Genomic DNA, 23,684 nt, shown 5'->3' with positions numbered 1-23,684 from the left:
GCGTGACGGTTGCACGCGCGAATCCGCTGGGACCCGCGGGCGCGGATCCCCTGCTACATAAACGATGCGTACGCCTGCTACGTGGCGTTATCGCGCGTTACTTGCCCCAGCAATTGTCGAGACCGAACTTCGAGTCCTTGCTGTCGACGCCAGACATCGCCTTGTCGGTGATGAGCGTGACGCCCGTGTCGTGATAGCCGGTGGCCTTCTTGCCGGTCTTTGCATAATCGACGCCGGCGCTCACGCCAAGCGACGCCATCTTGAGCGGATACTGTTGCGAGGTCGCGGCGATTGCACCGTCCTTCACTGCGCGGACGCCTTCGCAGCCACCGTCGATCGACACGATCATCACGTTCTTTTCCTTGCCTGCGGCCTTTAGCGCGCGATACGCGCCAGCGGCAGCCGGTTCATTGATCGTGTAGACCACGTTGATGTCCGGCGATTTCTGCAGGCAGTTTTCCATCGCTGTCTGGCCCTTGCCCTGATCGCCACGTGTGTCCTGACTGCAGACGATGGACGGGTCCCCCGCCTTGATGCCCATGCCTTGCAAGAAGCCGTTATGACGGAGAATGCCGACCGATACGCCGGGCGCGAGATCGAGCGTCGCGATCTTTGCGGGCTTGCCGGCGAGCGCCGCCTTTGCGTATTCACCGATGAAGACGCCTGCCTTGAAGTTGTCGGTGGCGAAGAGGGCGTCAGTGGCATCCTGCGGATCGGTTGGCGTATCGAGCGCAATCACAAGCGCGCCAGCCGCGCGCGCTTTCTTGATGCTCGGCACAATCGCCTTCGTGTCGCTTGGCGTGATGAGGATCGCTTTGGCGCCGGCCGTCAGCATGTTTTCGATGGCGGTGACCTGGCTCGCGTTATCGCCGTCGAACTTGCCGGCGGCCGTGATCAGTTTCGCGCCGTCTTTCTGCGCTTCGGCGTCGGCGCCCTGTCTCATCTTCACGAAGAAGGGATTGGTGTCGGTCTTCGTGATCAGGCCGACGACGGGTTGATCGGCGGCGTGGGTCACACTTACGCACCATAGGGTGCTGGCGGCTACGCACATCGACGCAATGCGCTTCGCAACGGGATGCTTGCTGGAATTCATGGATCGCTCCTCCGGGTTATTGGCAACGACGTTTCGACTTCAAGGTCGATTCAATGGCTTGCGGGCGCTGGGTGCGCCTCTTTGAATATGGGCTCGGGACTGGCCGCTCGCTGCTGTGATCGACAGCTATTCTGCAGGCGCCTGTAACAGCGCGCGGTCCGTCAAAAACATGAACGTTGAACGCGGCAGAAACTAAATCACTTGATGTGATTTAGTACCCTGGAGAGTTGAAAGTCAAGGCGGGGGAAAAGTTGCCGTACGTCTTGAGAAATGCCTCATGAAACGCCCGGAAGCCCGCCCAGCAAGCGTTTTAAGGTGTTGGCGCAGTGCAGCATCGTGCGGCATCAATAAGGGTAATTCCGTAGGCGGAAAGCAGAGCGGCGGGATGCGTGGCGTCAGAACAGCGCTTTCTGCCCTGACATCAGCGTTTCGAAATCGTCGCCCAGCAAAGGAAGGATGGCATCCGCTACCGGCTCCAACTGGCGCGTCAGATAGTGTTCGTAGTCGATGTCGGAGCGCAACGTTTCCAGCGGTTCCGGCCCCGCGCCCGTCATCACGTAGCTGATCCAGCCACCGCCTTGATATTGCAGCGGTCGGCCTTTTTCGCGGTTGACTTCGTCAGCCAGGCGCGCAGCGCGGACGTGAGGCGGGACATTGCGCTGATAGTCGCCAAGCGGGCGGCGAAGCCGCTTGCGATACACCAGCAGGTCATCGAACTCACCGCTTAGCGTGCGACGAACGTAGTCGCGGATGTAATCCTGGTAGGGCTGCTGCTTGAAGATCCGCAGATAGAGCTGCTGCTGAAACCGCTGCGCCAGCGGCGTCCAGTCAGTCCGCACTGTTTCCAGCCCTTTATAGATGACGTCTTCGCTGCCGTCCGGCAAAACTGTCAATCCGGCGTAGCGCTTCTTGCTGCCTTCCTCCGCGCCGCGGATGGTGGGCATGAAAAAGCGGCGGTAATGTCTTTCGAACTGAAGTTCCAGCGCGCTTTCCAGACCAAAACGCGCTTGCACGTGATGTCGCCACCACTGGTTGATGTGCGCAACGAGCTGACGACCGATCTGCGCAGCCTGTTCTTCCGTGTGTGCGTGCTTTAACCAGACGAACGTCGAATCAGTATCTCCGTAGATGACTTCGTAGCCTTGAGCTTCGATGAGTTCGCGCGTTCTGCGCATGATTTCGTGCCCGCGCATCGTAATCGACGACGCGAGGCGTGGGTCGAAGAAGCGGCATCCGGTGGAACCCAGCACGCCATAGAACGCGTTCATGATGATTTTCAACGCTTGCGACAGCGGCTTGTTCTGCTCGCGTTTAGCGGCTTCGCGTCCATCCCAGACCTGGCTGACGATGGCCGGCAGGCAGTGTTTGCTGCGCGAGAAGCGCGCGCCAAGGAAGCCCGGCACTGAATCGTCATCGCCAGGATGCTGTATGCCTTCGACGAGGCCGACCGGGTCGATCAGAAACGTGCGAATGATCGACGGATACAGACTCTTGTAATCCAGCACGAGCACCGAATCGTACAGACCCGGACGCGAGTCCATCACAAGGCCGCCTGGGCTCGCCTGCCCGCTCACGTCGCCAGGATTCGGCGCAACGAACCCCTGGCGATGCATCCGTGGCATGTAGAGATGCGTGAACGCAGCCACCGATCCGCCACTGCGATCTGCAGCGAGTCCCGTGACCGTCGCGCGTTCGAGCAGGAACGTTAGCAACTCTGTCTTCGCAAAGATTCGCGTGACCAGTTCGCAATCTTTGAGGTTGTACTTCGCGAGAGCGGGCTTGTCTTCGTCGAAGCGGCGCTGGATTTCTTCCATACGCTGATACGGATTGTCGATGGATTTTCCTTCGCCCAGAACAGACTGCGCGACGTATTCAAGACTGAACGACGGAAAACTCCACGTAGCGGACTTCAGCGCCTCGATGCCGTCGATGATCAGGCGCCCGGCCGCACCTGCAAAGAAATGGTTCTTCTGGTGACCGTGCTCACGCCATTCCATGACGCTCCCGCCGCGGCCCAGTTTGAGCGGAACACGATGACGTTCAGCGTGTTCCTGCAGTACACGCAGATCGAACTGCACCAGGTTCCAGCCGATAATCGCGTCGGGATCGTGAACGGCGAGCCATTCATTAAGCTTCTCCAGCAGTTGCGGCCGGCTTTCGCAATACTCAAGCTGAAAGTCGACCACGCTGTTGTCGCCATTCGCGGGGCCCAGCATATAAACCTGCCGCTGACCACAGCCTTCCAGCGCGATGGAATAGAGATCTCCGTGAGCGCTGGTTTCGATGTCGAGCGAAACGAGCTTTAACTGCGGGCGATAAACCGTGGCGGGTTTCATCTCGGCATTCAGCAAGATGCCGTTTTCGCCCGTCTCGCCGCTGAACCAGACGGGCGCCGTGATGAATCGTTCCATCATGTAGCGCTCGGGCGGAAAGACGTCCGCTTCATAGACATCGACGCCGCCCTGTCTTAGCCGTTTCTCCAGCCCGGTGAGCTGCCGATAGTGCTGACAGTAGAGCCCCAGCACGGGGCGGTGATGGAAGTCGACCAGACCGAGTGGACGCAGTTCGGCCTGCGATTCACGACGCAATACGGTCTCGGCGCGCTCGCGCTGTTCAGCGGGAATGAACGCCACCGAAGGCTGCGGACGCAGGCGGATATGACGCGGGCCATTGTCCGTCGCCAGCCAGAACTCGACTTCCGTGCCGGTAGCCGTATCGCGCCAGTGACGGGTCAGAAGAAACCCCTGATGTTGCTCAGTCAAACGTTCGCCTTTCAATGCTCATCTTTTGGCGTAATTTTACTGTCTACGCGTGCGCTGCGTTGTCGATTGTGCGGCGCGCCGTTCGTCGTAAATGCAGGACGGGGAAAACGCGACGTCCGGCTGGTTCGAGCGATGCGGCTTCCCGCCCTCATTTCCTGTCTAACCGAAAGGAGCATATTGATGACTTACGTCGACGGTGTTGTCGTAGCGGTGCCTACGGACAAGCGTGAAGCGTTCAGACGCCATGCTGAAATCGCTGCGGCCGTGTTCAAGGAGCAGGGTGCGTTGCAGGTGGTCGAATGCTGGGGCGATGACGTGCCAGAAGGGACGTTGACCTCGTTTCCGATGGCGGTCAAACGCAAGGATGACGAGACGGTCGTATTCTCGTGGATTCTCTGGCCGTCGCGTCAGACGCGTGACAAGGGCATGCAGGCCGCGATGGCGGACCCGCGATTGCAGCCCGAGACAAACCCGATGCCTTTTGACGGCAAGCGGATGATTTACGGCGGATTCGAAGTGATCGTGGACGTTTGAGGTTGGCTGTGTGCGGAGCGAGACCGGTGGCATGTGTGGGAAAAATCACGACGTTCGAACAATTCGGGCGCGCTCACCGCTAGAATGCTGCCGGACCTTGCGCCCGCGGGTGTACGTGCTCATGGCACGTGTGTGAAGCGAAAAAGCCGGCGCAAGACCGGCCTCACACTGGAGACAAGCATGGCAACACCTGAACAGGACCAGGCCGCGGTGCGCGCGACGGCCTCCCGCGGATCCGCCGCCATGGCAATCGACGCCGGCACCATTTCCGCGCGTCTGGACCGTCTGCCCGCCACGCGTTCCATCTGGAAGCTCGTCGTCCTGTTGAGCCTCGGATTTTTCTTCGAACTTTATGACCTGCTCTATACCGGCTACATTGCGCCGGGTCTCGTCAAGAGCGGTCTGCTCACCGTGACAACGCGTGGCCTGTTCGGTACGACAGGCATCGCAAGTTTTATCGCCGCGCTTTTTGCCGGGCTTTTCGTCGGTACGATCGCGTGTGGCTTTCTTGCCGACCGCTTTGGTCGCCGCGCAATCTTCACGTATTCGCTGCTGTGGTACACGGTGGCCAACGTCATCATGGCGTTCCAGGACACAGCGGCTGGGCTGAATATCTGGCGCTTTATCGCGGGTGTTGGTATCGGCGTCGAGCTCGTCACGATCGGCACGTATATTTCCGAGCTGGTGCCGAAGCAGATTCGGGGTCGCGCGTTCGCCTGCGAGCAGGCGGTTGGTTTTACGGCGGTACCTGTGGTCGCGTTTCTCGCGTATCTGCTGGTGCCCGACGCACCGCTCGGGCTTGATGGCTGGCGCTGGGTGGTCCTGATTGGCGCGCACGGCGCGCTGTTCGTCTGGTGGATTCGCCGCGCGTTGCCCGAGAGCCCGCGCTGGCTCGCGCAACAGGGGCGTCTCGACGAAGCGGATCGCGTCATGGCGGCGCTTGAAGCAAAAGTGCAGGCTGAGTACGGTCGCCCTCTGCCGCCACCCGAGCAGGCCGTCGCGGTGCCTGAACGAGGCAGCTTTAGCGACATGTGGGTGCCGCCGTATCGGTCGCGTACGTTGATGATGGTGATCTTCAACATATTCCAGACGGTCGGTTTTTACGGCTTTGCGAACTGGGTGCCGACGCTGCTGATCAAGCAGGGCATCACGATCACGACGAGCCTGCTTTACTCGAGCATCATCGCAATTGCTGCGCCACTGGGTCCGGTGATCGGGCTTTTCATTGCGGATCGCTTTGAGCGCAAGAGCGTAATTGTCGTGATGGCAGGTGCGATTATTGTGTGCGGGTTGTGGTTCAGCCAGATATCGAATGCGGTTTTGCTGGTGAGTCTTGGCGTGTGTCTGACGCTCGCGAGCAACATCATGTCGTACAGCTTTCACGCTTATCAAACCGAGCTGTTTCCGACGTGCATCCGTGCACGTGCAGTTGGCTTTGTCTATTCGTGGAGCCGCTTCTCTGCGATCTTTACGGCGTTTTTGATTGCTGCCGCGTTGAAGCAGTTTGGCTCGACGGGCGTCTTTGTGCTGATCGCTGGCGCAATGCTGATCGTTATGGCGGCGATTGGATTCATGGGGCCGCGCACGAAAGGTCGTGCGCTCGAAACGATTTCGCGCTGACCGGGACAATCCCGATGGGATCGTCCCGGTGTTGCATTGCTTAAGCCTCTAGCGCGAGCAATGCGAACGTTGCGAGCCAGTGCTCCCCCATATAGTCGCCTGCTACGTGTGCCAGCGCGGCGTCCAGATGCGTATCCGCCGCCTCGTAAAGCGCGGCGGCGCGCGCATCGCCTGACGGCAGCGCCCGCGCGATCGAGCGCTGACACCACGCGCGGCTAAGATTCAAACCGTCAAGATGCGCGATCTTGCCGTCGGTGCGATCGGTCACCGTTGCCGGCACGAACAACGTCGCCGGCTTGCGCGTGGCAACATCCGGCAGGAAGCGTGTGAACCATTCAACAAATTCCGCCGACGGCAACACGCGCCGCATTAACTCCGCTTCCATCAACGAGGGCGACAGGAACTCGTCACCCGCAGGTTCCCACGCCTGACAGGCAGCGTCATTCAGATACCACCGCTTCGACGTTTCGACGATCAGGTCGGCGAGCGATTCACGTGATGTCTGACGCGCGAAATCGAGCGCAAGCGAAAGCGCAAATGCCATGTTGAAATGCGTGCCGACACGTAGCGTATAGGTTGCCTTAGGCAGAAATTCCTCAAAGCGCTCGACAAAGGCCTCTGTCAACGGGGCGATCGTTTTGGTCCATCTCGCGGCCTGCGGCAGCTTCATCGATTGCACCTGTGCTGCGAGGGCAAGCAGCCAGGCCCAGCCATATGGACGTTCGAAGCCGCGATTGAGCGGCAGGTCGAGATAGGCGCGCTCACCCGCGACGTTGGCATCAGTGAAATGCTCATCGACGACAGCGATGATGCGATCCGCTTCCGGCAGATCAGGAAAGCGGTCGATCAATCGCAGCACGAGCCAGTAGCCGTGCACGCACGAATGCCAGTCGTAGCTGCCGTAGAAGATCGGATGAAGCGCGCGGGGCCCTTGCACATCCTGCGGACCGGCAAGCGAATGCGTCAGCTTGTTCGGGTATTCGCGCGTCAGGTGATCGAGCGCCAGCATTGCGAATTTCGATGCTATAGCGGAGGTGAGTTGAGTGGTCATCGGGGTATCGGCGAAAGCGTTAGCCTGCGTCGCGCAGGCACGTATTTATTGTGCCTCGAATACGCCGTTTGTGTCTCGTGTCACATCCTCTGGCGCTTACAGCAACTCACGAATCCGGTGATAAAGCATGCCCAGTTCGAGCGCCGGCCCGCGCAAGGCTGGACCGCCTGGAAAGCGTTTGTGGCGCAGCGCGGCGAACAGATCGAAGGCAGCGCTTTCACCGGCCATCGCCTGCGCAACGACACGTCCCGCGATGCCCGTGAGCGCCACGCCATGCCCGGAAAAGCCCTGCACGTAGTAATAGTTCGGATCGATTGCGCCGAAATCGGGTGCCCGATTGCGCGTCACATCGACGAAGCCGCCCCACGCAAATTCGACGCGCACATCCGATAGCTGCGGAAATACGCTGACCATCCGCTGGCGGATCTCTTCCGTGAGCTGCCCAGGTGAGGCGCCCGTCGAACTGGCACGGCCGCCGAACAGAACGCGATGGTCGGCGGAAACGCGGAAGTAGTCGAGAAAGAAGTTGTTGTCGCACACGGCTGCGCGGCCCGCTATCAGTGCGTCGGCACGCGCCTTGCCCAGCGGTTCGGTGGCGACGATGTAGGACGCAATTGGCGCGATGCGTGAGGCAACGACAGAGGGCAACACATCGCCAAGCGTTGCATTGCCGCATGCCGCGACAAACCGGCAACGTACTTCGCCCGTGGCAGTGTGCACAACGGGCCGTGTACCGCGCACGACCTTCAGCACAGGCGAGTGCGCGAACGGCGAGGCGCCTTCGCGTCGCGCGGCCTGCGCGAGACCCAGGCAGTATTTGAGTGGATGCAGGTGACCCGAAAATGGATCGTAGACGCCCGCAAGATAGCGCGGCGAGGCGACGCGTGCGTGTATCGCATCCGTGTCGAGCCAGGAGAGATGCTCATAGCCCCAGCGCGACGACACAGCATCCATCCATGCACGCAGATCCGGCACGCGTTTCGGTTTCGTCGCGACGGTCAGATATCCCTGCGTGAAATCGCAATCGATTCCATATCGTTCGATCCGTTCGCGCACGAGCGCGACGCCTTCGATCGACATCGCCCATGCGGCACGTGCACCTTCGAGACCGAGTTGCTGTTCGATGATTTCGTCTTTAGCGAAGCCGGCAAGCGTCTGGCCGCCATTGCGTCCGGATGCGCCCCAGCCAGGACGATGCGCGTCGAGCACAATCACTGACAAACCACGCGCCCGGCATTCGAGTGCGACGGACAAACCAGCAAAGCCCGCGCCGATGACACAGACGTCGGCTTCGTGAATACCTTCGAGCGTGGGGTCGTCGGCGGGCGGCCGCTTCGCCGTTGCTTCATAGTAGGAATTGCGCGCTAGTGCGTCGGCGCGCTGGTCGAGCGTATCAGCGGTCAAAGCATATCCTTCATTCGATACCACGCCATCGCGAGCACGAGGGCAGGGGTGCGCAGTGTATCGCCGCCAGGGAAATCGTGGTGGCGGATCTTGCCGAACAGATCGAAACGTGCGGCCTGGCCCGCAATCGCTTCAGCGATGAGCTTGCCCGCGAGGCCGGTGGTGTTGACGCCGTGTCCGGAGAACCCCTGCGCGAAATAAACCGTGGGCGAAAGACGGCCAAAATGCGGCGCGCGATTCATTGTGATATCGACATAGCCACCCCACGCATAGTCGATTTTGACATCGGCGAGTTGCGGAAAGGTTTTGAGCATGTCGCTGCGCATGGCCTGCGCGAGATTGCGCGGTGCGAATGTCGAATAGCTGACCTTGCCGCCCCAGATCAGCCGGTTGTCGCGCGATGGCCGGAAATAGTCGAGTGCGAAGCGCGAGTCGCAGACGGCCGCGTGGGCTGGCATCAGCGCCCTGGCGCGTGCTTCATCGAGTGGCTCCGTTGCTACGACGTACGTGCCGACCGGCATGATCTTGCGCGATACAGCGGGCGCAAGCGCACCGAGATATGTATTGCACGCGAGCACGACAAAGCGTGCGTTTACCGTGCCACGCGCCGTTTTGATGACATGCCGTCCACCTTCCGATTGAAGCGACGTGACGCAACTGTCTTCAAAGATCTGCGCGCCGGCCGCAACCGCTGCGCGAGCGAGCCCTAATGTGTAGTTAAGCGGGTGAAGATGGCCGCTATCGGAATCGAACAGGCCGCCGGGGTATCGTGACGACTGTAGGTATTGCCCCATTTCGTCACGCTCGACGTAGCGGAAACGGTCATAGCCAAAGCGTTGGGCGGCCTCGTCGCGCCATTGACGCAGCGCGTCTACATCGCGCGGTTTGTTCGCTGCGGTGAGGTAGCCGAATGTGAGGTCGCAATCGATCTGATGTTTTGCGACCCGGTCCTTGACGATATCAAGTGTTTCCAGACCCATGCGCCAGATGCGTCTGACGTCGTCGGCGGGCATGTATTTGCCGAATGTATCGATGTCGCACGCGAAGCCGCCAATCAACTGGCCGCCGTTGCGACCGCTCGCGGCCCAGCCCACTTTCGATGCTTCGAGCACCGCGACCGAATGGCCGCGTTCGGCGAGGTTCAGCGCCGCAGAGACGCCGGTCAGGCCGGCTCCGATCACGCAGACGTCGACACTGATCGCGCCATCAAGCGGCGCGTGACGGGTTGTATCGTTTGCCGTGGCCGCATAGTACGACGCGGCGTGCGGCTGGTTTGAGAAGCTGGGCATAGGCAGCAGTAAAAGAAATGGCCGAAGCGAAACACCCGGCTGCAGGGTACGCGCTTCGGCCCGCAGCGTTAGAACGAGTAGATGAACTGCGTGGCGAGCAGATCGTTGGACTTGCCGTACGAGCCATCGTTACGCAGGAAGACCTGTTTGTTGGCCCAGTCGTGCCGGTATTCGACCTTGACGGTGATCTGCTGGGTCGGATAGAACAACAGATCGAGGGCAACGTCCTGACGGGTTGCGCCCTTGCACTCGAAACCGACGCCACCGTTGGCCTTGGAGTTTGCCAGACAGTCCGCACCAATGCCGAAGCCGTCTGCCGGATCCATGCCGTTCCCATTCAGCGCGATGCCACCACCACCGCCGCCATTCTTGCTGTCGACAAGCAGATCATAGCGCAGCGTCGCGCCCATCCGGCCGACCGCGGGCAGGTTGAACTTGCGGTGCGCAAGCAGCGAGATACCGTACCACTGTGCCTGACCGCCGTTGAATGCGGCATTCTGCTGCTGACCGTAATCGACTTCGGCGTTGTACTGAACGTCGGCGAGCAGGTACGTCATGTCCACTTCGCCGAAGAAGAACGTGCCGCCCGAACTCGGCGACGCGCCGCCTGCGCCGTAGACAAACGAACCCGGAATCGGGTTGCCATTGGCGTCGACCGCCTGTGCGGAAGGCAGCGTCTGGCGGCCAATGTTGAACGATCCGCCGATATCGAGTGCGCTCGACCAGGTGTAGTCCGTGCGAGCCGTAAACGACGGTATCTTGTTGCTCGTCGTGATCGGATCGCCGAACGCGTTCGTGCCGGTCTGCGTGATCGCGCCGAACGTGCGGTACTGTTCGTTGCCGAGGAAGAACTTCGAGGCCCAGTTGCCCTTTGTATAGTTCACACCCGCGCCGATATAGCTACCCGGATCCGAGAAGTCATAGAGCAGGTTGTGCGTAAGCGTCAGCATCTGGTTCGACTGCTGCACTTCATAACCGCCGAAGCTCGGAATCAAACCGGCCACGAACGTGGCTTCCGCTGTCATCGGCACGTTGACGACGGCGGTATTCAGGATGTTGTTGCCGATGTTGCCATGCGAGTTTTGCAGCAGCGTAATGCCGTTGCCACGGTTCGGCATGAGCGTGATTTCAGCCGAAGGCGCCATCGGGCCAACGCCGAACGTCTTCTTGATGTCGAGGTACAGGTCCCCGAACGTGCTGTTGAAGTAGTTGTAGCTGCTTTCGTGGTTCGCGAACAGGAACGACGAGCTGCTCGCCGCCCGGTTGTACAGATAAGTCGGATCGATATAACCCGTGACCGACAGCCCCGCGATCGGACCCGTGTTGGCCGCATCTTCAAGCGAATCGACCTTCAACTGCTGATTCGCGATCTGCTGCTTCATCGTCGTGACTTCGTCGTTCGTCAGTGTGGCCTGTGCCTTGCCATAGTCAGGCGAGGTGATGTCCACCGGCGCTGTCGCGACAACCGGCTTTGACGGCGCTCCAGCAGGCACCCCAGCCTGCTTCGGCGCAACCTGCGCGCGCAATTCCTTCACCTCTTTTTGCAGTGCGTTGAGCTGCGCCTGTAGAGCCTTGATCTGCGAGCTGGTCGAGTCGGCTAGCGCGACGCCCGGAAGGGCCCCCGCGACCAGCAGACAGATGAGCTTCTTTCTCATGCAAAATTCTCCTTATTGGTCGTATTGCAAGAACTTCTTATGCTCTGGCCGTATCGAGAGACTTCCGTACGGTGGCTGGTTGTGGTGCTACGGGCGTGCTGTCAGCGGCTTCGGCCACGGCAAACGCCATCTGCATGTCACGCATGCGCCTGCGTTCGCGCGACATCATCCATTTGTTGACCGCGATGACGCCGATGGTGACGGCCGTGATGAAGATCGTTGCGAGCGCATTCATCTCCGGGTTTAAGCCCAGGCGAACACGTGAGAACACGACGAGCGGCAGCGTCGTCGAGCCCGGGCCGGAAAGAAACGCGGACAGCACGAGGTCGTCAATGGAGAGCGTGAACGACAGCAGCCAGCCCGACATCAGTGCCTGCGAGATCAGCGGTAGCGTGATCAGGAAGAACACCTTGACCGGCGTTGCGCCAAGATCGAGTGCGGCTTCTTCGAGTGAACGGTTCAGTTCCTTGACGCGCGACTGCACGATGATCGCGACGTAGGACACGCACAGCATCACGTGACCGATCCAGATCGTCATCACGCCGCGGCCCTTTGGCCAGCCGAGCATCTGTTCGAGCGCGACGAAGAGCAGTAGCAGCGAAATGCCCTGGATCACTTCGGGAATCACGAGCGGCGCATTGATCATCCCGGTAAAGAGCGTGAAGCCGCGAAAGCGCCCCATCCGGGCGAGCACGAAGCCGGCCCATGTTCCGATCACAACGGAAGCACACGCCGTCATCAAGCCGATCTTCAGCGAGAGCCACGCGGCGGTGAGCAGTTCTCCGTCCTGCAGCAACGCGGCATACCACTTGAGCGAGAAACCGGACCAGACGGTCACGAGCTTCGACTCGTTAAACGAAAACACCACGAGACTGATGATCGGGATATAGAGGAACAGGAACCCGAACGTGAGTACGCTGGCGGAAAGGGGTTTGTTTGGCTTGATCATTTCGTGCCCTCCAGTTCCTTGACCTGGTAGTACTGGAAGACGGCCATCGGCACGAGCAGCAGCAGTACCATCGCGACCGTGACGGCAGACGCCATCGGCCAGTCCATATCGTTGAAGAACTCGTCCCACATCACGCGACCGATCATCAACGTGTCGGCGCCACCGAGCAGTTCTGGAATCACGTATTCGCCAACCGCGGGAATGAACACGAGCAGGCTGCCCGCGATGATTCCGTTCTTTGACAGGGGCAACGTGATGCGCGTAAAGGCGGTCCACGGCTTTGCGCCGAGGTCGTAAGCCGCTTCGAGCAGCGTCAGGTCCATCTTGACGAGGTGGGCGTATAGCGGCATCACCATGAACGGCAGATACGAATAAACCATGCCGATATAGACACCGATATCCGTGTGATACAGCCGCAGTGGCGAGTGGATGACGCCAAGCGCGATCAGCGTGTGATTGAGCAGACCGTCGTCCTTCAGAATGCCGATCCACGCGTAGACGCGGATCAGAAACGACGTCCAGAAGGGCAGCATCACGCCCATCATCAGCAGGTTGCGCTTATCCGGATCCGAACGCGCGATGTAGTACGCAATCGGAAAGCCGATCAGAAGACAGCAGATTGTCGATACGGCCGCCATCTTGAGCGAGCTGATGTAGGTCGCCGCATACAGGCTGTCCTGCAGCAGGAACGCGTAGTGCCCGAGCTGCATGGCGAAGTGCACGACGCCGTCCTTGACGGTCACGAGTTCCGTATAGGGCGGAATACCCATGCGCAGATCGGCAAAGCTGATTTTGAGCACCAGCACGAACGGCAGCGCAAAGAACACCGTGAGCCACAGGAACGGAATACCGATTACCGTGCTGCGGCCGGACGGCACGAAAGGCGAAACGAGCTTGCGCAACGCGACGAAGCGAAGATTCGCGGAGGCGCCGGCAAGCGGCGCGGAAGAGGTGGGGGCGGGAGTTCTCATTGTGTCAGCACCACGCCGCTTGCAGGCGACCATGAGACGAACACGTCGTCGTTGTAGACCGGCGCACCGTCGTTCATCAGGTACGAGCTGGGAAGATTCGACACGACCGTCTTGCCGCTCGGCAGACGCACGTGGTACAGCGAATAGCTGCCCATGTAGGCCACATCCGATACGACGCCACGCGCCCAGTTGTGCGGCGTGGAAGGCTTGTCGCGCGAAACCCTGACGCGTTCGGGGCGCACGGAGATACCGACCGGCATGCCGAGCGGACCGGTGATGCCGTGGCTCACGTGCATGCGTGCTTCGAGTTCTTCGCTCTCGACGAAGATATGGTCCGGCTCGTCTTCGACGACGAACCCTTCGAACAGGTTGGTCGAGCCGATAAACTCGGCCGAGAAGCGGCTGTTCGGGAATTCGTAGACCTGGCTCGGCGAGCCGATCTGCACGATGCGACCTTCGCTCATTACGGCAAGGCGGCTCGCCATCGTCATCGCTTCTTCCTGATCGTGCGTCACCATCACAACGGTGACACCGACCTTCTCGATGATGTTCACGAGTTCAAGCTGGGTTTTCTGGCGGATTTTCTTGTCGAGCGCGGACATCGGTTCGTCGAGCAGCAGCAGCTTGGGCCGCTTGACGAGCGAGCGCGCGAGCGCCACGCGTTGCTGCTGGCCGCCTGAAAGCTGATGCGGCTTGCGCTGCGCGTATTTGCTCATCTGCACGAGGTGAAGCGCATCGGCGACGCGTTCCTTGATCTCGTTCTTTGGCGTGCCTTCCTGCTTGAGCCCGAACGCGACGTTCGCTTCGACCGACATGTGCGGAAAGAGCGCGTACGACTGGAACATCATGTTCACGGGCCTGCGGTAGGGCGGGAGCGTGGCGAGGTCTTCGCCGTCGACGAAGATCCGGCCCGAGGTGACGGTTTCCAGGCCCGCAAGCATGCGCAGCAGCGTGGACTTGCCGCAGCCGGAACTGCCGAGCAGCGCAAAGAGCTCGTTCTTTGCGATCGTCAGGTTGACGTTGTCGACAGCGGTGCTGTCGCCGAACTTCTTCACGACGTTTTCAATGCGAACGAATTCGTCCTGCTTCGTCTGCGTCGCGACCGAGTTGCGCGCCACCGGAGTGGTGCTAAGTGAGGGCGTCGATTTCATGATGGTGCCATTCGTTGCGGATCGCGGGCGTAAGCGTCCCCGTGCGAAGCACAAAAGCGGCTCACAGGGTATGCAGCGATCGGGAAACATGGGGACTGCGCGTTTAACGGCGCAGGCTGACTGCCGTACTGCGTGCTTCTTTCGGGCAGGGGTCAAGCGACCCCTGCACCGGGGATATCAGCGTGTTGTCAAATCGATTGATTGATCGCGGTTAGTGACCGGTTTTCAGCTGCGCCCAGAGACGGTTTTCAAGGCGCAGGATGTCGGTCGGCATCGGCCTCATCAGCGTCATCTTCGCGAGGACGTCATCCGGCGGGTAGACGGTCTGGTCCTGTGCGACGGACGGGGTCACGAACTGTCGCGCGGCGAGGTTGGCCGTCGGATAGAACACTTCGTTGGTGATTGCGGCGTTGACTTTCGCGTCCGAGATGTAGTTGATCCACTTCATCGCGGCTTCCGGATGCGGTGCATCCTTAGGCACGACCATCACGTCGAACCACAGCAGGCCGCCTTCCTTCACGTTCGAGAATTTGACTTCATACGAGCGCTTCGCTTCCATCGTGCGGCGTCGTGCAATACCGACGTCACCCGACCAGCCGACCACCACACAGACGTCGTTATTGGCGAGGTCGTTGATGTAGCCCGACGAGTTGAACTGGGTGATGTACGGGCGGATTTTCTTCAGCACTTCGAAGGCGGCCTGATAGTCGCCTGGGTTGGTGCTGTTCGGATCCTTGTGCATGTATTGCAGCGTGGCTGCGAACACGTCCACGGCCTGATCGAGGAACGACACGCCGCAGCTCTTCAGCTTCGACAGATTGGCCGGATCGAACACGAGCGACCAGCTGTCCACCGGCGCGTTGGCGCCAAGCGCCTTCTGAACTGCCTGCACGTTGTAGCCGATGCCGTCGGTGCCGTAAGCCCAGGGCACACCGTACTGATTACCCGGATCCGCGTCGGCGATCATCTTCATCAGAACCGGATTCAGATTCGACAGATTCGGCATCTTCGATTTGTCGAGCTTCTGGTACACGCCTGCCTGAATCTGCTTGGCCATGTAGTTCGACGTCGGCACGACGATGTCATAGCCGGAACTGCCTGCGAGCAGCTTGGCCTGCAATGTATCGTCGCTGTCATAGTTGTCGTACTTCACGTGGATGCCGGTCTGCTTCTCGAAGTTCGGAATCGTGTCTTTAGCGATGTAGTCCGACCAGTTGTAGACGTTCAGTTCGGTATCGGCCGCCACCGCAGGCGTGGCCGACAATAACGACAGCCCCGAAGCGGCGAGAAGCGCGGCCCCCGCGACCGCATGACGAAGATGACAAACGCTCATGGTTTTTTCCCTTTTAAGGTGATGTCCGGCACGAGCGTGTATCCCGACGCGCTCGTACCGGATTGGACTGCCGTTACAAAAGACCCAGTTGTCGTGCGGTCGCGTCGATGGCTTTTTTGGCCTTCGATACGAGTTCGTCGATTTCTTCCTTCGTGATCACAAGCGGCGGCGACAGGAGCATCCGGTCGCCCGTTGCGCGCATGATCAGGCCGCTGTTGAAACAGAAGTCGCGGCAGATCGTGCCCACGTCGCCGCCGTTTTCGAAACGCTTGCGCGTTTTCGGATCCTGCGCGAGCTGAATGCCAGCCACGAGTCCTGCACCCGAGATGTCGCCGACGATCGGATGATTTGCGAAAGTCTCGCGCAGCAGCTTCTGGAAGTAAGGACCTGTATCGTTCTTGACGCGCTCGATGATCTTGTCGTCGCGCAGCAGTTTCAGGTTCGCGACCGCAACTGCAGCGGCCACCGGATGACCCGAGTAAGTGAGGCCGTGATTGAAGTCACCGTTTTCGATGATCGCTTTCGCCACGCGGTCATGCAGACCGACGGCGCCCATCGGCACATAACCGCTGGTCAGGCCCTTGGCAAGCGTGATCAGGTCCGGCTCAAAGCCGAAGTGCTGATGGGCGAACCATTCGCCCGTACGACCGAAACCGCCGATCACTTCGTCTGCGACGAGCAGGATGTCGTACTTGCGGCAGATACGCTGGATTTCCGGCCAGTAGGTAGACGGCGGGAAAATCACGCCACCCGCCCCCTGGAAAGGCTCACCGATAAACGCCGCAACGTTCTCCGCGCCGAGTTCGAGAATCTCGGTTTCAAGCTGACGGGCGCGTTCCAGACCGAATTCCTCCGGCGTCATGTCGCCGCCTTCGCCAAACCAGTAAGGCTGGTCGATATGAACGATGTGCTCGACCTGCGAGGGCATCTGCTCATGCATGTAGCCCATGCCGCCAAGCGTGCCGCCTGCGATCGTCGAACCGTGGTAGCCGTTCTTGCGCGAAATCACGTACTTCTTCTGCTTCTTGCCCTGCGTCGCCCAGTAGTGGTGGACGATACGTAGCACGGTGTCGTTACCTTCCGAACCGCTATTGCAGTAAAAGAAGTGATTGAACGGCGCGGGCGCAAGCTCTGCCAGCAACGCGGACAGCTCGATGACCGGCGGATGCGTCGTCTTGAAGAACGTGTTGTAGAACGGCAGTTCCTGCATCTGCTTATATGCAGCGTCTGCAAGCTCGCGTCGGCCGTAGCCCACGTTCACGCACCACAGGCCCGCCATACCGTCGATGATCTTGTTTCCGTCGGAATCCCACAGATAGACGCCTTTTGCTTTCACGATCACGCGGCTACCGGCGCGGTTAAGCGATCCCATATCCGAGAACGGATGGATGTGATGTGCGGCGTCGAGCGCACGATATTCAGCGGTGCTGCGTTGCTGCGAAGCCTGCGCGCCAGCGGCGGGTTGCGCGTATGCGACTTCTTCTGTTCTGTAACTCATGTTGCCTCCAGATGCTTGACCGTTGCGATCGACGTCTTAAACGTGCAGCAACAAATGCCTGCGTTCCCACGAACTGATGACGCGGAAGAACGCTTCGTATTCGGTTTCCTTTAGCGCGAGGAACGCTTTCACGAACTTTTCGCCGAGAATTTCGGAGAGCGGTTCGCAGGCTCCCATCAGCGTGAGTCCCTCTTCGAGGTTGCGTGGCAACTGATAGGGCAACTCATAGCCGTCACTCGACAGCGGTTCGGTCGGCGTGAGGCGCTGCGTCATGCCGAGATAACCGGCAGCAAGCGTGGCCGCGATCGCAAGATACGGATTGCAGTCGACGCCCGGGATGCGGTTTTCGATACGCCGTGCGGCGGGCCCCGAGTGCGGAATGCGGAAACCGACCGTACGGTTGTCGTAACCCCACTGCACATTGATCGGAGCAGCCATGAAGCGCGACAGACGGCGATACGAGTTGATATACGGCGCAAAGATCGGCATCAGCGCAGGCGTGTACTTCTGCAGGCCGGCGATATAGCCGTCGAACAATGCAGTCGACTTGCCGTCCGGCCCGGTGAAGATGTTCTGGCCAGTCTCTTCGTCGATGATGCTCTGGTGCATGTGCATCGCGGAGCCCGGTTCGCCTTCCATCGGCTTGGCCATGAAGGTTGCGTACATCTTGTGACGCAACGCGGCTTCGCGCACCGTACGCTTGAACAGGAACACGCTGTCGGCGAGTTTGAGCGGGTCGCCGTGCATGAAGTTGATTTCCATCTGCGCGGCGCCGACCTCATGAATCAGCGTATCGACTTCCAGTTCCTGAATGTCGCAATACTCGTAAATGTCTTCGAACAACGGGTCGAACTCGTTCACCGCCTCGATCGAATATGCCTGACGCCCCGTTTCCGGACGACCCGTACGGCCGATAGGCGGTTGCAGCGGCAGATCCGGATCCTTGTTCATGTCGACCAGATAGAACTCGAGTTCCGGTGCGATGACCGGCTTCCAGCCCTTGGCCTTATAGAGTTCGAGCACGCGGCGCAGCACGCGGCGCGGCGAAATCGCAACGGGTGTGCCGTCGAAGTGGACGCAGTCGTGGATAACCTGAGCCGTGGGGTCGACCGCCCACGGAATGATGCGGATCGTCGAAGGATCGGGGACGCACACCATGTCGGGATCGGTCACGCCGGTCAGGGTCCCGTCTTCCGGGTACTCGCCTGTCACAGTCTGGATCATGACCGCCTGCGGCAGACGCATGGACTCGCCGGATTCGAACTTGCTTCGCGGAATGATCTTGCCGCGCGCGGTCCCAGCCATGTCGGGAATGATTGCTTCGATCTCGGTGATGCGGTGCTTCTTCAGGAACTCATCGATGTCATGCATGATTTTCTCTCTATTTGTTTGCGCGGCCGGTTGAGCGTTGCCTGCTGCTCAGGTTGCTGCGGCGGATGCCGCTGCAAGACCGGCCTTGATGCGCATTCGATCGCGGCAGGCGGCGCCGAAGGCCTGAAAGATCGCGGTAGAAAGCGCGTCGTCCGCGTGCTTCCACTCCGGGTGCCATTGCACACCCAGCGCAAACGCGCGCGCCTCCTTGACGCTCATCGCTTCGATCAATCCATCAGACGCGACAGCTTCGGCCGTAAGACCGACGCCCAGCCGCTCGACGCCCTGCCCATGCAATGAATTCACTCGTGCCTCATTCGCGCCGGATGCGAGGCGCTGTAACAGGCCGCCTTTTGTCAGACGGATCGAATGGGACGGTGCGTATTGCAGGGCAAGCTCGTCGTCTTTGTTCTCGCGGTGGTCGTTGAGACCGTCCACTGCGTGAACGCTTTGATGCAGCGTCCCGCCAAACACGACGTTCATTTCCTGAAAGCCACGGCAGATGGCCAGAACCGGCACGCCGGCTTCGATAGCAGCGCGCATTAACGGCAACGTCGTCGCATCGCGTGCGGCGTCGTGCAGCGTGCCAGGCGCGCTGGTATCGCCGCCATAGTGATGTGGCTCGACATTGGAATAGCTGCCTGTGAAAAGCAGTCCGTCGACGGTGGCCAGTACATCGCTGAAGGCCTGGCGCGTGCCGAGCGCCGGCAGAAGCAGGGCCAGCGCGTCCGATCCATCTACGATCGCGGCGATGTACTTCTCGCCGGTCACATGCGACGGGTGCGAGCCCATCATGGTTCTGTCGGCGGTAATGCCGACGAGTGGCCTGGTTTGCATGACTAACAGTGTGCTGACAGTCGTGTTTCGGGTTACCGCGGGACGCGGCGAAAACAACGTTGAGCAGGCGCGGCACGATTCCGCAGCCGTGCGCAGAGCGCAAAGCCGCTGGTAGTACATGGGGCGACGGTCGTGAGCGGACCGCGCCGCGCGTGTCATTCAGGAAACCGTTCGATCCGGTTCGTTGCGAAGGGCGGCAGGCGCAGACGATGCAGATTGCGCGGGCGACACCCGGCCGAACGCGAGCCAATGCGACGAGCGCAAAACTCGCTGACGCGAACGAATGAATCGAACGATTAAATGCAGAGAGGCGCTACGGCAGCAGCGACGCGACTTCGTCGGTGCGAACTGCGATAAATGCGCGTGCGGAGATGGCGTTGTGACGTCGAACTGAACGGCGGGAAAGGATCGTGAAGACGGACAGAAAACGGCGAAGCGTGGACCTGCCGTTGCTGCCGTCGGCGATGGTACGGTCAGCGCGAGAAACTCTCGCACGCTGACTTCGATCCCACCTCACCAAAGGGCCTCGGACTCTCACGATTACACTCGACTGGACGGCGTTGAAATTATTGAACGCCTTGCTCTATCAAACCCAACAGCGTTTAAAGAAACAGGACGCCGGTCATTCGTGCAAGCAGTTGCGAACCGTAGTTCGCGGGTTGGCGGCCCACCTCGTTGTGGCCCGTAACACCTGCATGACGCTGACCTCTAGTTCAGGATATACGAGCCAATATCGGCGTCAAATCATTTTTAAAAAAGCTTCATGAGGGCTTTCCCTGAGTCGTGTGCAAAAGTGCATCTATCGGGAATGTGTCCTGCTGAAAGTATTATTTCGAATTCCTTTCAGGGTTTTCCCGAGCAGCGCTGGCATTAAAGTGATTAGAATATTCAACACTCGCGCTGACTTTCCATCCCTGTTTCGAGAGCCGATCGATGTCCATCGAAGTTGCAACCCGTCTTCAGTACATCCGCAAGAAGAATGGCCTCTCTCAGCGCGAGCTCGCAAAGCGCGCGGGTGTCACGAACGGAACGATCTCGCTGATCGAGCAGAACCGTGTGAGCCCTTCGGTTGGATCGCTGAAGAAACTGCTCGAATCCATACCGATGAGTCTCGCTGAGTTCTTCACGTTCGAACTCGAAGAGGACCGGTCGGTCGTCTCGCGTCGCGCGGAGATGCCGAACCTCGGTAATGAGGCGATCGAGTTTTATCTGGCGGGCTCGAGCGTGAAGGATCGCAACATGTGCATCATGCGCGAGGTCTATCAGCCGCTTGCCGATACGGGCACTGAAATGCTTCAGCACAGCGGGCATGAGGGCGGCGTGGTGGTCAGCGGCCAGCTTGAATTGACGGTCGACGGCACTACGTGGCTGCTCGACCCCGGCGACAGTTACTACTTCGAGAGCCGTCTCCCGCATCGTTTTCGCAATCCAGGCGCGAAGCAGATCTGCGAGGTCGTTTCAGCGAATTCACCTCCCAGCTTCTGACGCCACGTCAACGCGTCCCGGCGTTTGCGATACGTGCGTTTCCACGCAACGTATCGAACGTCGGAACGCTCAACATTGAGGCATCCTGATGGACAAGAAGTCGTTTGCTTACTGGAAAGACAAAGCCGCAACGCTTTCGATCGAGGGCCGCGCGTTTATCGATGGCGAATATCGTCATGCATTGTCCGGTCGCACGTTTGACTGCGTGAGCCCGATCGATGGCAAGGTGCTCGCCAAAGTCGCGGATAGCGCGGCTGCGGACGTCGATGCAGCAGTCGCGGCAGCGCGGCGTGCATTCGATGCGCGCGTGTGGGCCGGGCTGAATCCGCGTGCACGCAAGGCGATCCTCTTGCGCTGGGCCGCATTGATGCGCGAGCATCTCGATGAGCTTTCGCTGCTGGAAACGCTCGATGCCGGCAAGCCCATTGGCGACACGACCACGGTCGATGTTCCGGGCGCCGCGTATTGCGTCGAGTGGTTCGCCGAGGCGATCGACAAAACGGGTGGCGAAGTGGTGCCGGGCGATCACCATCTCGTCGGCCTCGTGACGCGCGAGCCGATCGGCGTCGTCGCTGCTGTCGTGCCATGGAATTTTCCGATCCTGATGGCGTCCTGGAAGTTCGGTCCTGCGCTGGCAGCGGGCAACAGCGTTGTGCTGAAGCCTTCGGAAAAATCGCCGCTAACGGCCATCCGCCTTGCACAACTCGCGCTCGATGCAGGTATTCCTGCGGGCGTGTTCAATGTCGTACCGGGTGGTGGCGAGCCGGGCAAGCAGCTCGCGCTGCATCAGGACGTCGACTGTCTCGCGTTCACCGGTTCGACGAACGTCGGCAAGCTGATCATGCAGTACGCGGGCCAGTCGAACCTGAAGCGCGTATGGCTTGAGCTTGGCGGAAAGTCGCCGAACATCGTCATGCCGGATTGTCCGGATATGGATCGTGCAGCCAATGCCGCTGCCGGCGCGATTTTTTATAACATGGGCGAGATGTGTACGGCCGGCTCGCGGCTGCTCGTGCATCGCGACATCAAGGACGTGTTCCTCGATAAACTGGTTGCGGCCGCAAGGGGTTACAAACCGGGCAATCCGCTCGATCCGGCGACGTCGATGGGTGCCATCGTCGACGAGGTCCAGCTCGAACGCGTGCTGGGCTATATCGAAGCAGGGCGTGCTGAAGCAAAGCTCCTGCTTGGCGGTGCACGTGTGGAAGCGGAAGCCGGCGGCTTTTACATCGAGCCGACAATCTTCGATACGCGGCCCGATTCGCGCATCGCGCGCGAAGAGATTTTTGGCCCGGTGCTATCGGTCATCACGTTCGACACCGTCGAGGAAGCTATCAGCATCGCCAATGACAGCGACTATGGCCTCGCCGCTGCTGTCTGGACCTCCAACCTGACGACGGCGCACGAAGTTGCACGCAGCCTGCGTGCGGGCACTGTGTGGGTCAACTGCTACGACGAGGGAGGTGACATGAACTTCCCGTTTGGCGGCTACAAACAATCGGGCAACGGCCGCGACAAGTCGTTGCACGCACTGGAGAAGTACACCGAGTTGAAGTCCACCTTGGTTCGGCTGCGCTAAAGGATTCGCAAGCCAGCGCGGCGCGCACACTGCGTGCGCTGCCGCGTTCCCAATGAATCCGACGCCGGAAGCGCGCGCACAACCCGGAAACTCCGCGTGCGTTGACGGCATGTTCCATCAGGTCATCCCATGACTGAAGTCCTTTATGGCGACGGCGCGATCCGTCGTCCGTCCCTTTACGGTTCATCGATCGAAAACACTTACGCGGGCGTGCTGTCGTTCATGCGACGCAAATATACGCGCGAACTCGATGGCGTCGATGTCGTCGTGTCGGGCGTTCCGCTCGATGTCGCGACAACGTTTCGCTCAGGCGCACGGCTTGGCCCTTCAGCGGTACGCGCGGCAAGCGTGCAACTCGCCGAGCTGCATCCTTACCCGTGGGGCTTTAACCCGTTCGACCATCTTGCTGTTACCGACTATGGCGACTGCTGGTTCGACGCGCACAATCCGCTGTCGATCAAGCCCGCCATCATCGAACACGCCCGCACGATCCTGCGCTCCGAAGCCAGGATGCTGACTTTCGGTGGCGATCACTACATCACGTATCCGTTGCTGATCGCGCACGTCGAGAAATACGGCAAGCCGCTTTCATTGATCCACTTCGATGCGCACTGCGACACCTGGGCCGACGACAATCCCGACAGCCTGAATCACGGCACGATGTTCTACAAGGCGGTGAAAGAAGGCCTGATCGATCCGAAAACCTCGGTGCAGGTCGGCATCCGCACCTGGAACGAGGATTTTCTGGGCATGAATATCCTCGATGCAGCGTGGGTGCATGAGCATGGTCCGCGCGCTGCAGTCGAGCGTATTGTGTCGATCGTCGGTGATCGGCCCACGTATTTGACGTTCGATATCGACTGCCTTGACCCGGCGTTTGCACCGGGAACGGGCACGCCGGTTGCGGGCGGACTGTCATCCGCGCAGGGTCTCGCGATCGTGCGCGGTCTCGGCGCGGTGAATATCGTAGGCGCAGACGTGGTGGAAGTCTCGCCGGCCTATGACCAGAGCGAGATCACGGCGCTCGCGGCGGCGCATATCGCGTGTGATCTTTTGTGCATGTGGCGGCAACGCAAGATGAAGACTTCCCGCTAACGTAAAG

General features: G+C 60.0%; 19 protein-coding genes. 5 read left to right on the top strand and 14 right to left on the bottom strand.

Features of this window, described 5'->3' with window-relative positions; genetic code table 11:
• Positions 1–97: 97 nt before the first annotated feature.
• A complete protein-coding gene (locus P3T21_RS10590; protein WP_429255880.1) occupies positions 98–1,093 on the bottom strand; it encodes a sugar ABC transporter substrate-binding protein in 996 nt (331 codons plus the stop codon).
• A gap of 395 nt (positions 1,094–1,488) precedes the next feature.
• Complete coding sequence (locus P3T21_RS10585) at positions 1,489–3,855, bottom strand: DNA polymerase II (protein ID WP_429255879.1); 2,367 nt, start codon at positions 3,853–3,855, stop codon at positions 1,489–1,491.
• Positions 3,856–4,035: 180 nt separating this feature from the next.
• Between P3T21_RS10585 and P3T21_RS10580 the strand changes: the two genes are divergently transcribed.
• Positions 4,036–4,389 (top strand): DUF1428 domain-containing protein, encoded by a 354-nt coding sequence (locus tag P3T21_RS10580; RefSeq protein WP_429255878.1) that lies wholly within the window; start codon positions 4,036–4,038, stop codon positions 4,387–4,389.
• Positions 4,390–4,569: 180 nt separating this feature from the next.
• Positions 4,570–6,009: an MFS transporter gene (locus P3T21_RS10575; RefSeq protein WP_429255877.1), complete on the top strand. Its 1,440-nt coding sequence runs from the start codon at positions 4,570–4,572 to the stop codon at positions 6,007–6,009.
• Between the two features lie 40 nt (positions 6,010–6,049).
• Here P3T21_RS10575 and P3T21_RS10570 read toward each other — a convergent pair whose 3' ends face one another.
• From P3T21_RS10570 to P3T21_RS10515, 12 genes are all read right to left on the bottom strand, one after another.
• Positions 6,050–7,060, bottom strand: a complete 1,011-nt coding sequence (locus P3T21_RS10570) for a DUF2891 domain-containing protein (protein ID WP_429255876.1) — start codon at positions 7,058–7,060, stop codon at positions 6,050–6,052.
• A 96-nt stretch (positions 7,061–7,156) separates the two neighbouring features.
• Positions 7,157–8,464 (bottom strand): NAD(P)/FAD-dependent oxidoreductase, encoded by a 1,308-nt coding sequence (locus P3T21_RS10565; RefSeq protein ID WP_429255875.1) that lies wholly within the window; start codon positions 8,462–8,464, stop codon positions 7,157–7,159.
• A complete protein-coding gene (locus P3T21_RS10560; protein WP_429255874.1) occupies positions 8,461–9,753 on the bottom strand; it encodes an NAD(P)/FAD-dependent oxidoreductase in 1,293 nt (430 codons plus the stop codon). Before P3T21_RS10560 ends, P3T21_RS10565 begins: the two co-directional genes overlap by 4 nt.
• A 68-nt stretch (positions 9,754–9,821) precedes the next feature.
• Positions 9,822–11,408, bottom strand: a complete 1,587-nt coding sequence (locus P3T21_RS10555; protein WP_429255873.1) for a DUF3138 family protein — start codon at positions 11,406–11,408, stop codon at positions 9,822–9,824.
• 37 nt (positions 11,409–11,445) lie between these two features.
• The gene (locus tag P3T21_RS10550; protein ID WP_429255872.1) at positions 11,446–12,357 is read right to left on the bottom strand and encodes an ABC transporter permease subunit; all 912 of its coding nucleotides are present in this window, start codon (positions 12,355–12,357) and stop codon (positions 11,446–11,448) included.
• Positions 12,354–13,328, bottom strand: a complete 975-nt coding sequence (locus P3T21_RS10545) for an ABC transporter permease subunit (RefSeq protein WP_429255871.1) — start codon at positions 13,326–13,328, stop codon at positions 12,354–12,356. The genes P3T21_RS10550 and P3T21_RS10545 overlap by 4 nt, the downstream gene beginning before the upstream one ends.
• Entirely contained in the window at positions 13,325–14,479 is a 1,155-nt protein-coding gene (locus P3T21_RS10540; RefSeq protein ID WP_429255870.1) for an ABC transporter ATP-binding protein, read from the bottom strand. The genes P3T21_RS10545 and P3T21_RS10540 overlap by 4 nt, the downstream gene beginning before the upstream one ends.
• A 211-nt stretch (positions 14,480–14,690) precedes the next feature.
• Entirely contained in the window at positions 14,691–15,812 is a 1,122-nt protein-coding gene (locus P3T21_RS10535; RefSeq protein WP_429255869.1) for a polyamine ABC transporter substrate-binding protein, read from the bottom strand.
• Positions 15,813–15,885: 73 nt separating this feature from the next.
• Complete coding sequence (locus P3T21_RS10530) at positions 15,886–17,310, bottom strand: aspartate aminotransferase family protein (protein WP_429255868.1); 1,425 nt, start codon at positions 17,308–17,310, stop codon at positions 15,886–15,888.
• Between the two features lie 36 nt (positions 17,311–17,346).
• Complete coding sequence (locus tag P3T21_RS10525) at positions 17,347–18,681, bottom strand: glutamine synthetase family protein (RefSeq protein WP_429255867.1); 1,335 nt, start codon at positions 18,679–18,681, stop codon at positions 17,347–17,349.
• 48 nt (positions 18,682–18,729) lie between these two features.
• A complete protein-coding gene (locus tag P3T21_RS10520) occupies positions 18,730–19,518 on the bottom strand; it encodes a gamma-glutamyl-gamma-aminobutyrate hydrolase family protein (protein WP_429255866.1) in 789 nt (262 codons plus the stop codon).
• A gap of 313 nt (positions 19,519–19,831) precedes the next feature.
• A complete protein-coding gene (locus tag P3T21_RS10515) occupies positions 19,832–20,038 on the bottom strand; it encodes a hypothetical protein (protein ID WP_429255936.1) in 207 nt (68 codons plus the stop codon).
• Between the two features lie 413 nt (positions 20,039–20,451).
• Here P3T21_RS10515 and P3T21_RS10510 point away from each other — a divergent pair, with 413 nt between their 5' ends.
• The 3 genes from P3T21_RS10510 (at position 20,452) to speB (ending at position 23,677) form a co-directional block, all read left to right on the top strand.
• Positions 20,452–21,003 carry a cupin domain-containing protein gene (locus P3T21_RS10510; protein ID WP_429255865.1) on the top strand — a complete coding sequence of 184 codons (552 nt, stop codon included), beginning with the start codon at positions 20,452–20,454 and terminating at the stop codon, positions 21,001–21,003.
• An 88-nt stretch (positions 21,004–21,091) separates the two neighbouring features.
• Positions 21,092–22,582: an aldehyde dehydrogenase gene (locus tag P3T21_RS10505; protein ID WP_429255864.1), complete on the top strand. Its 1,491-nt coding sequence runs from the start codon at positions 21,092–21,094 to the stop codon at positions 22,580–22,582.
• A 129-nt stretch (positions 22,583–22,711) separates the two neighbouring features.
• Positions 22,712–23,677 carry an agmatinase gene (speB, locus tag P3T21_RS10500; RefSeq protein ID WP_429255863.1) on the top strand — a complete coding sequence of 322 codons (966 nt, stop codon included), beginning with the start codon at positions 22,712–22,714 and terminating at the stop codon, positions 23,675–23,677.
• Positions 23,678–23,684 lie beyond the last annotated feature (7 nt).

This window comes from Paraburkholderia sp. GAS334, from assembly GCF_050436625.1.
In the GTDB taxonomy this organism is placed as follows: Bacteria; Pseudomonadota; Gammaproteobacteria; order Burkholderiales; family Burkholderiaceae; genus Paraburkholderia.
The sequence above is the reverse complement of the archived record's forward strand: the minus strand, read 5'-3'. Positions and strand labels throughout refer to the sequence as shown.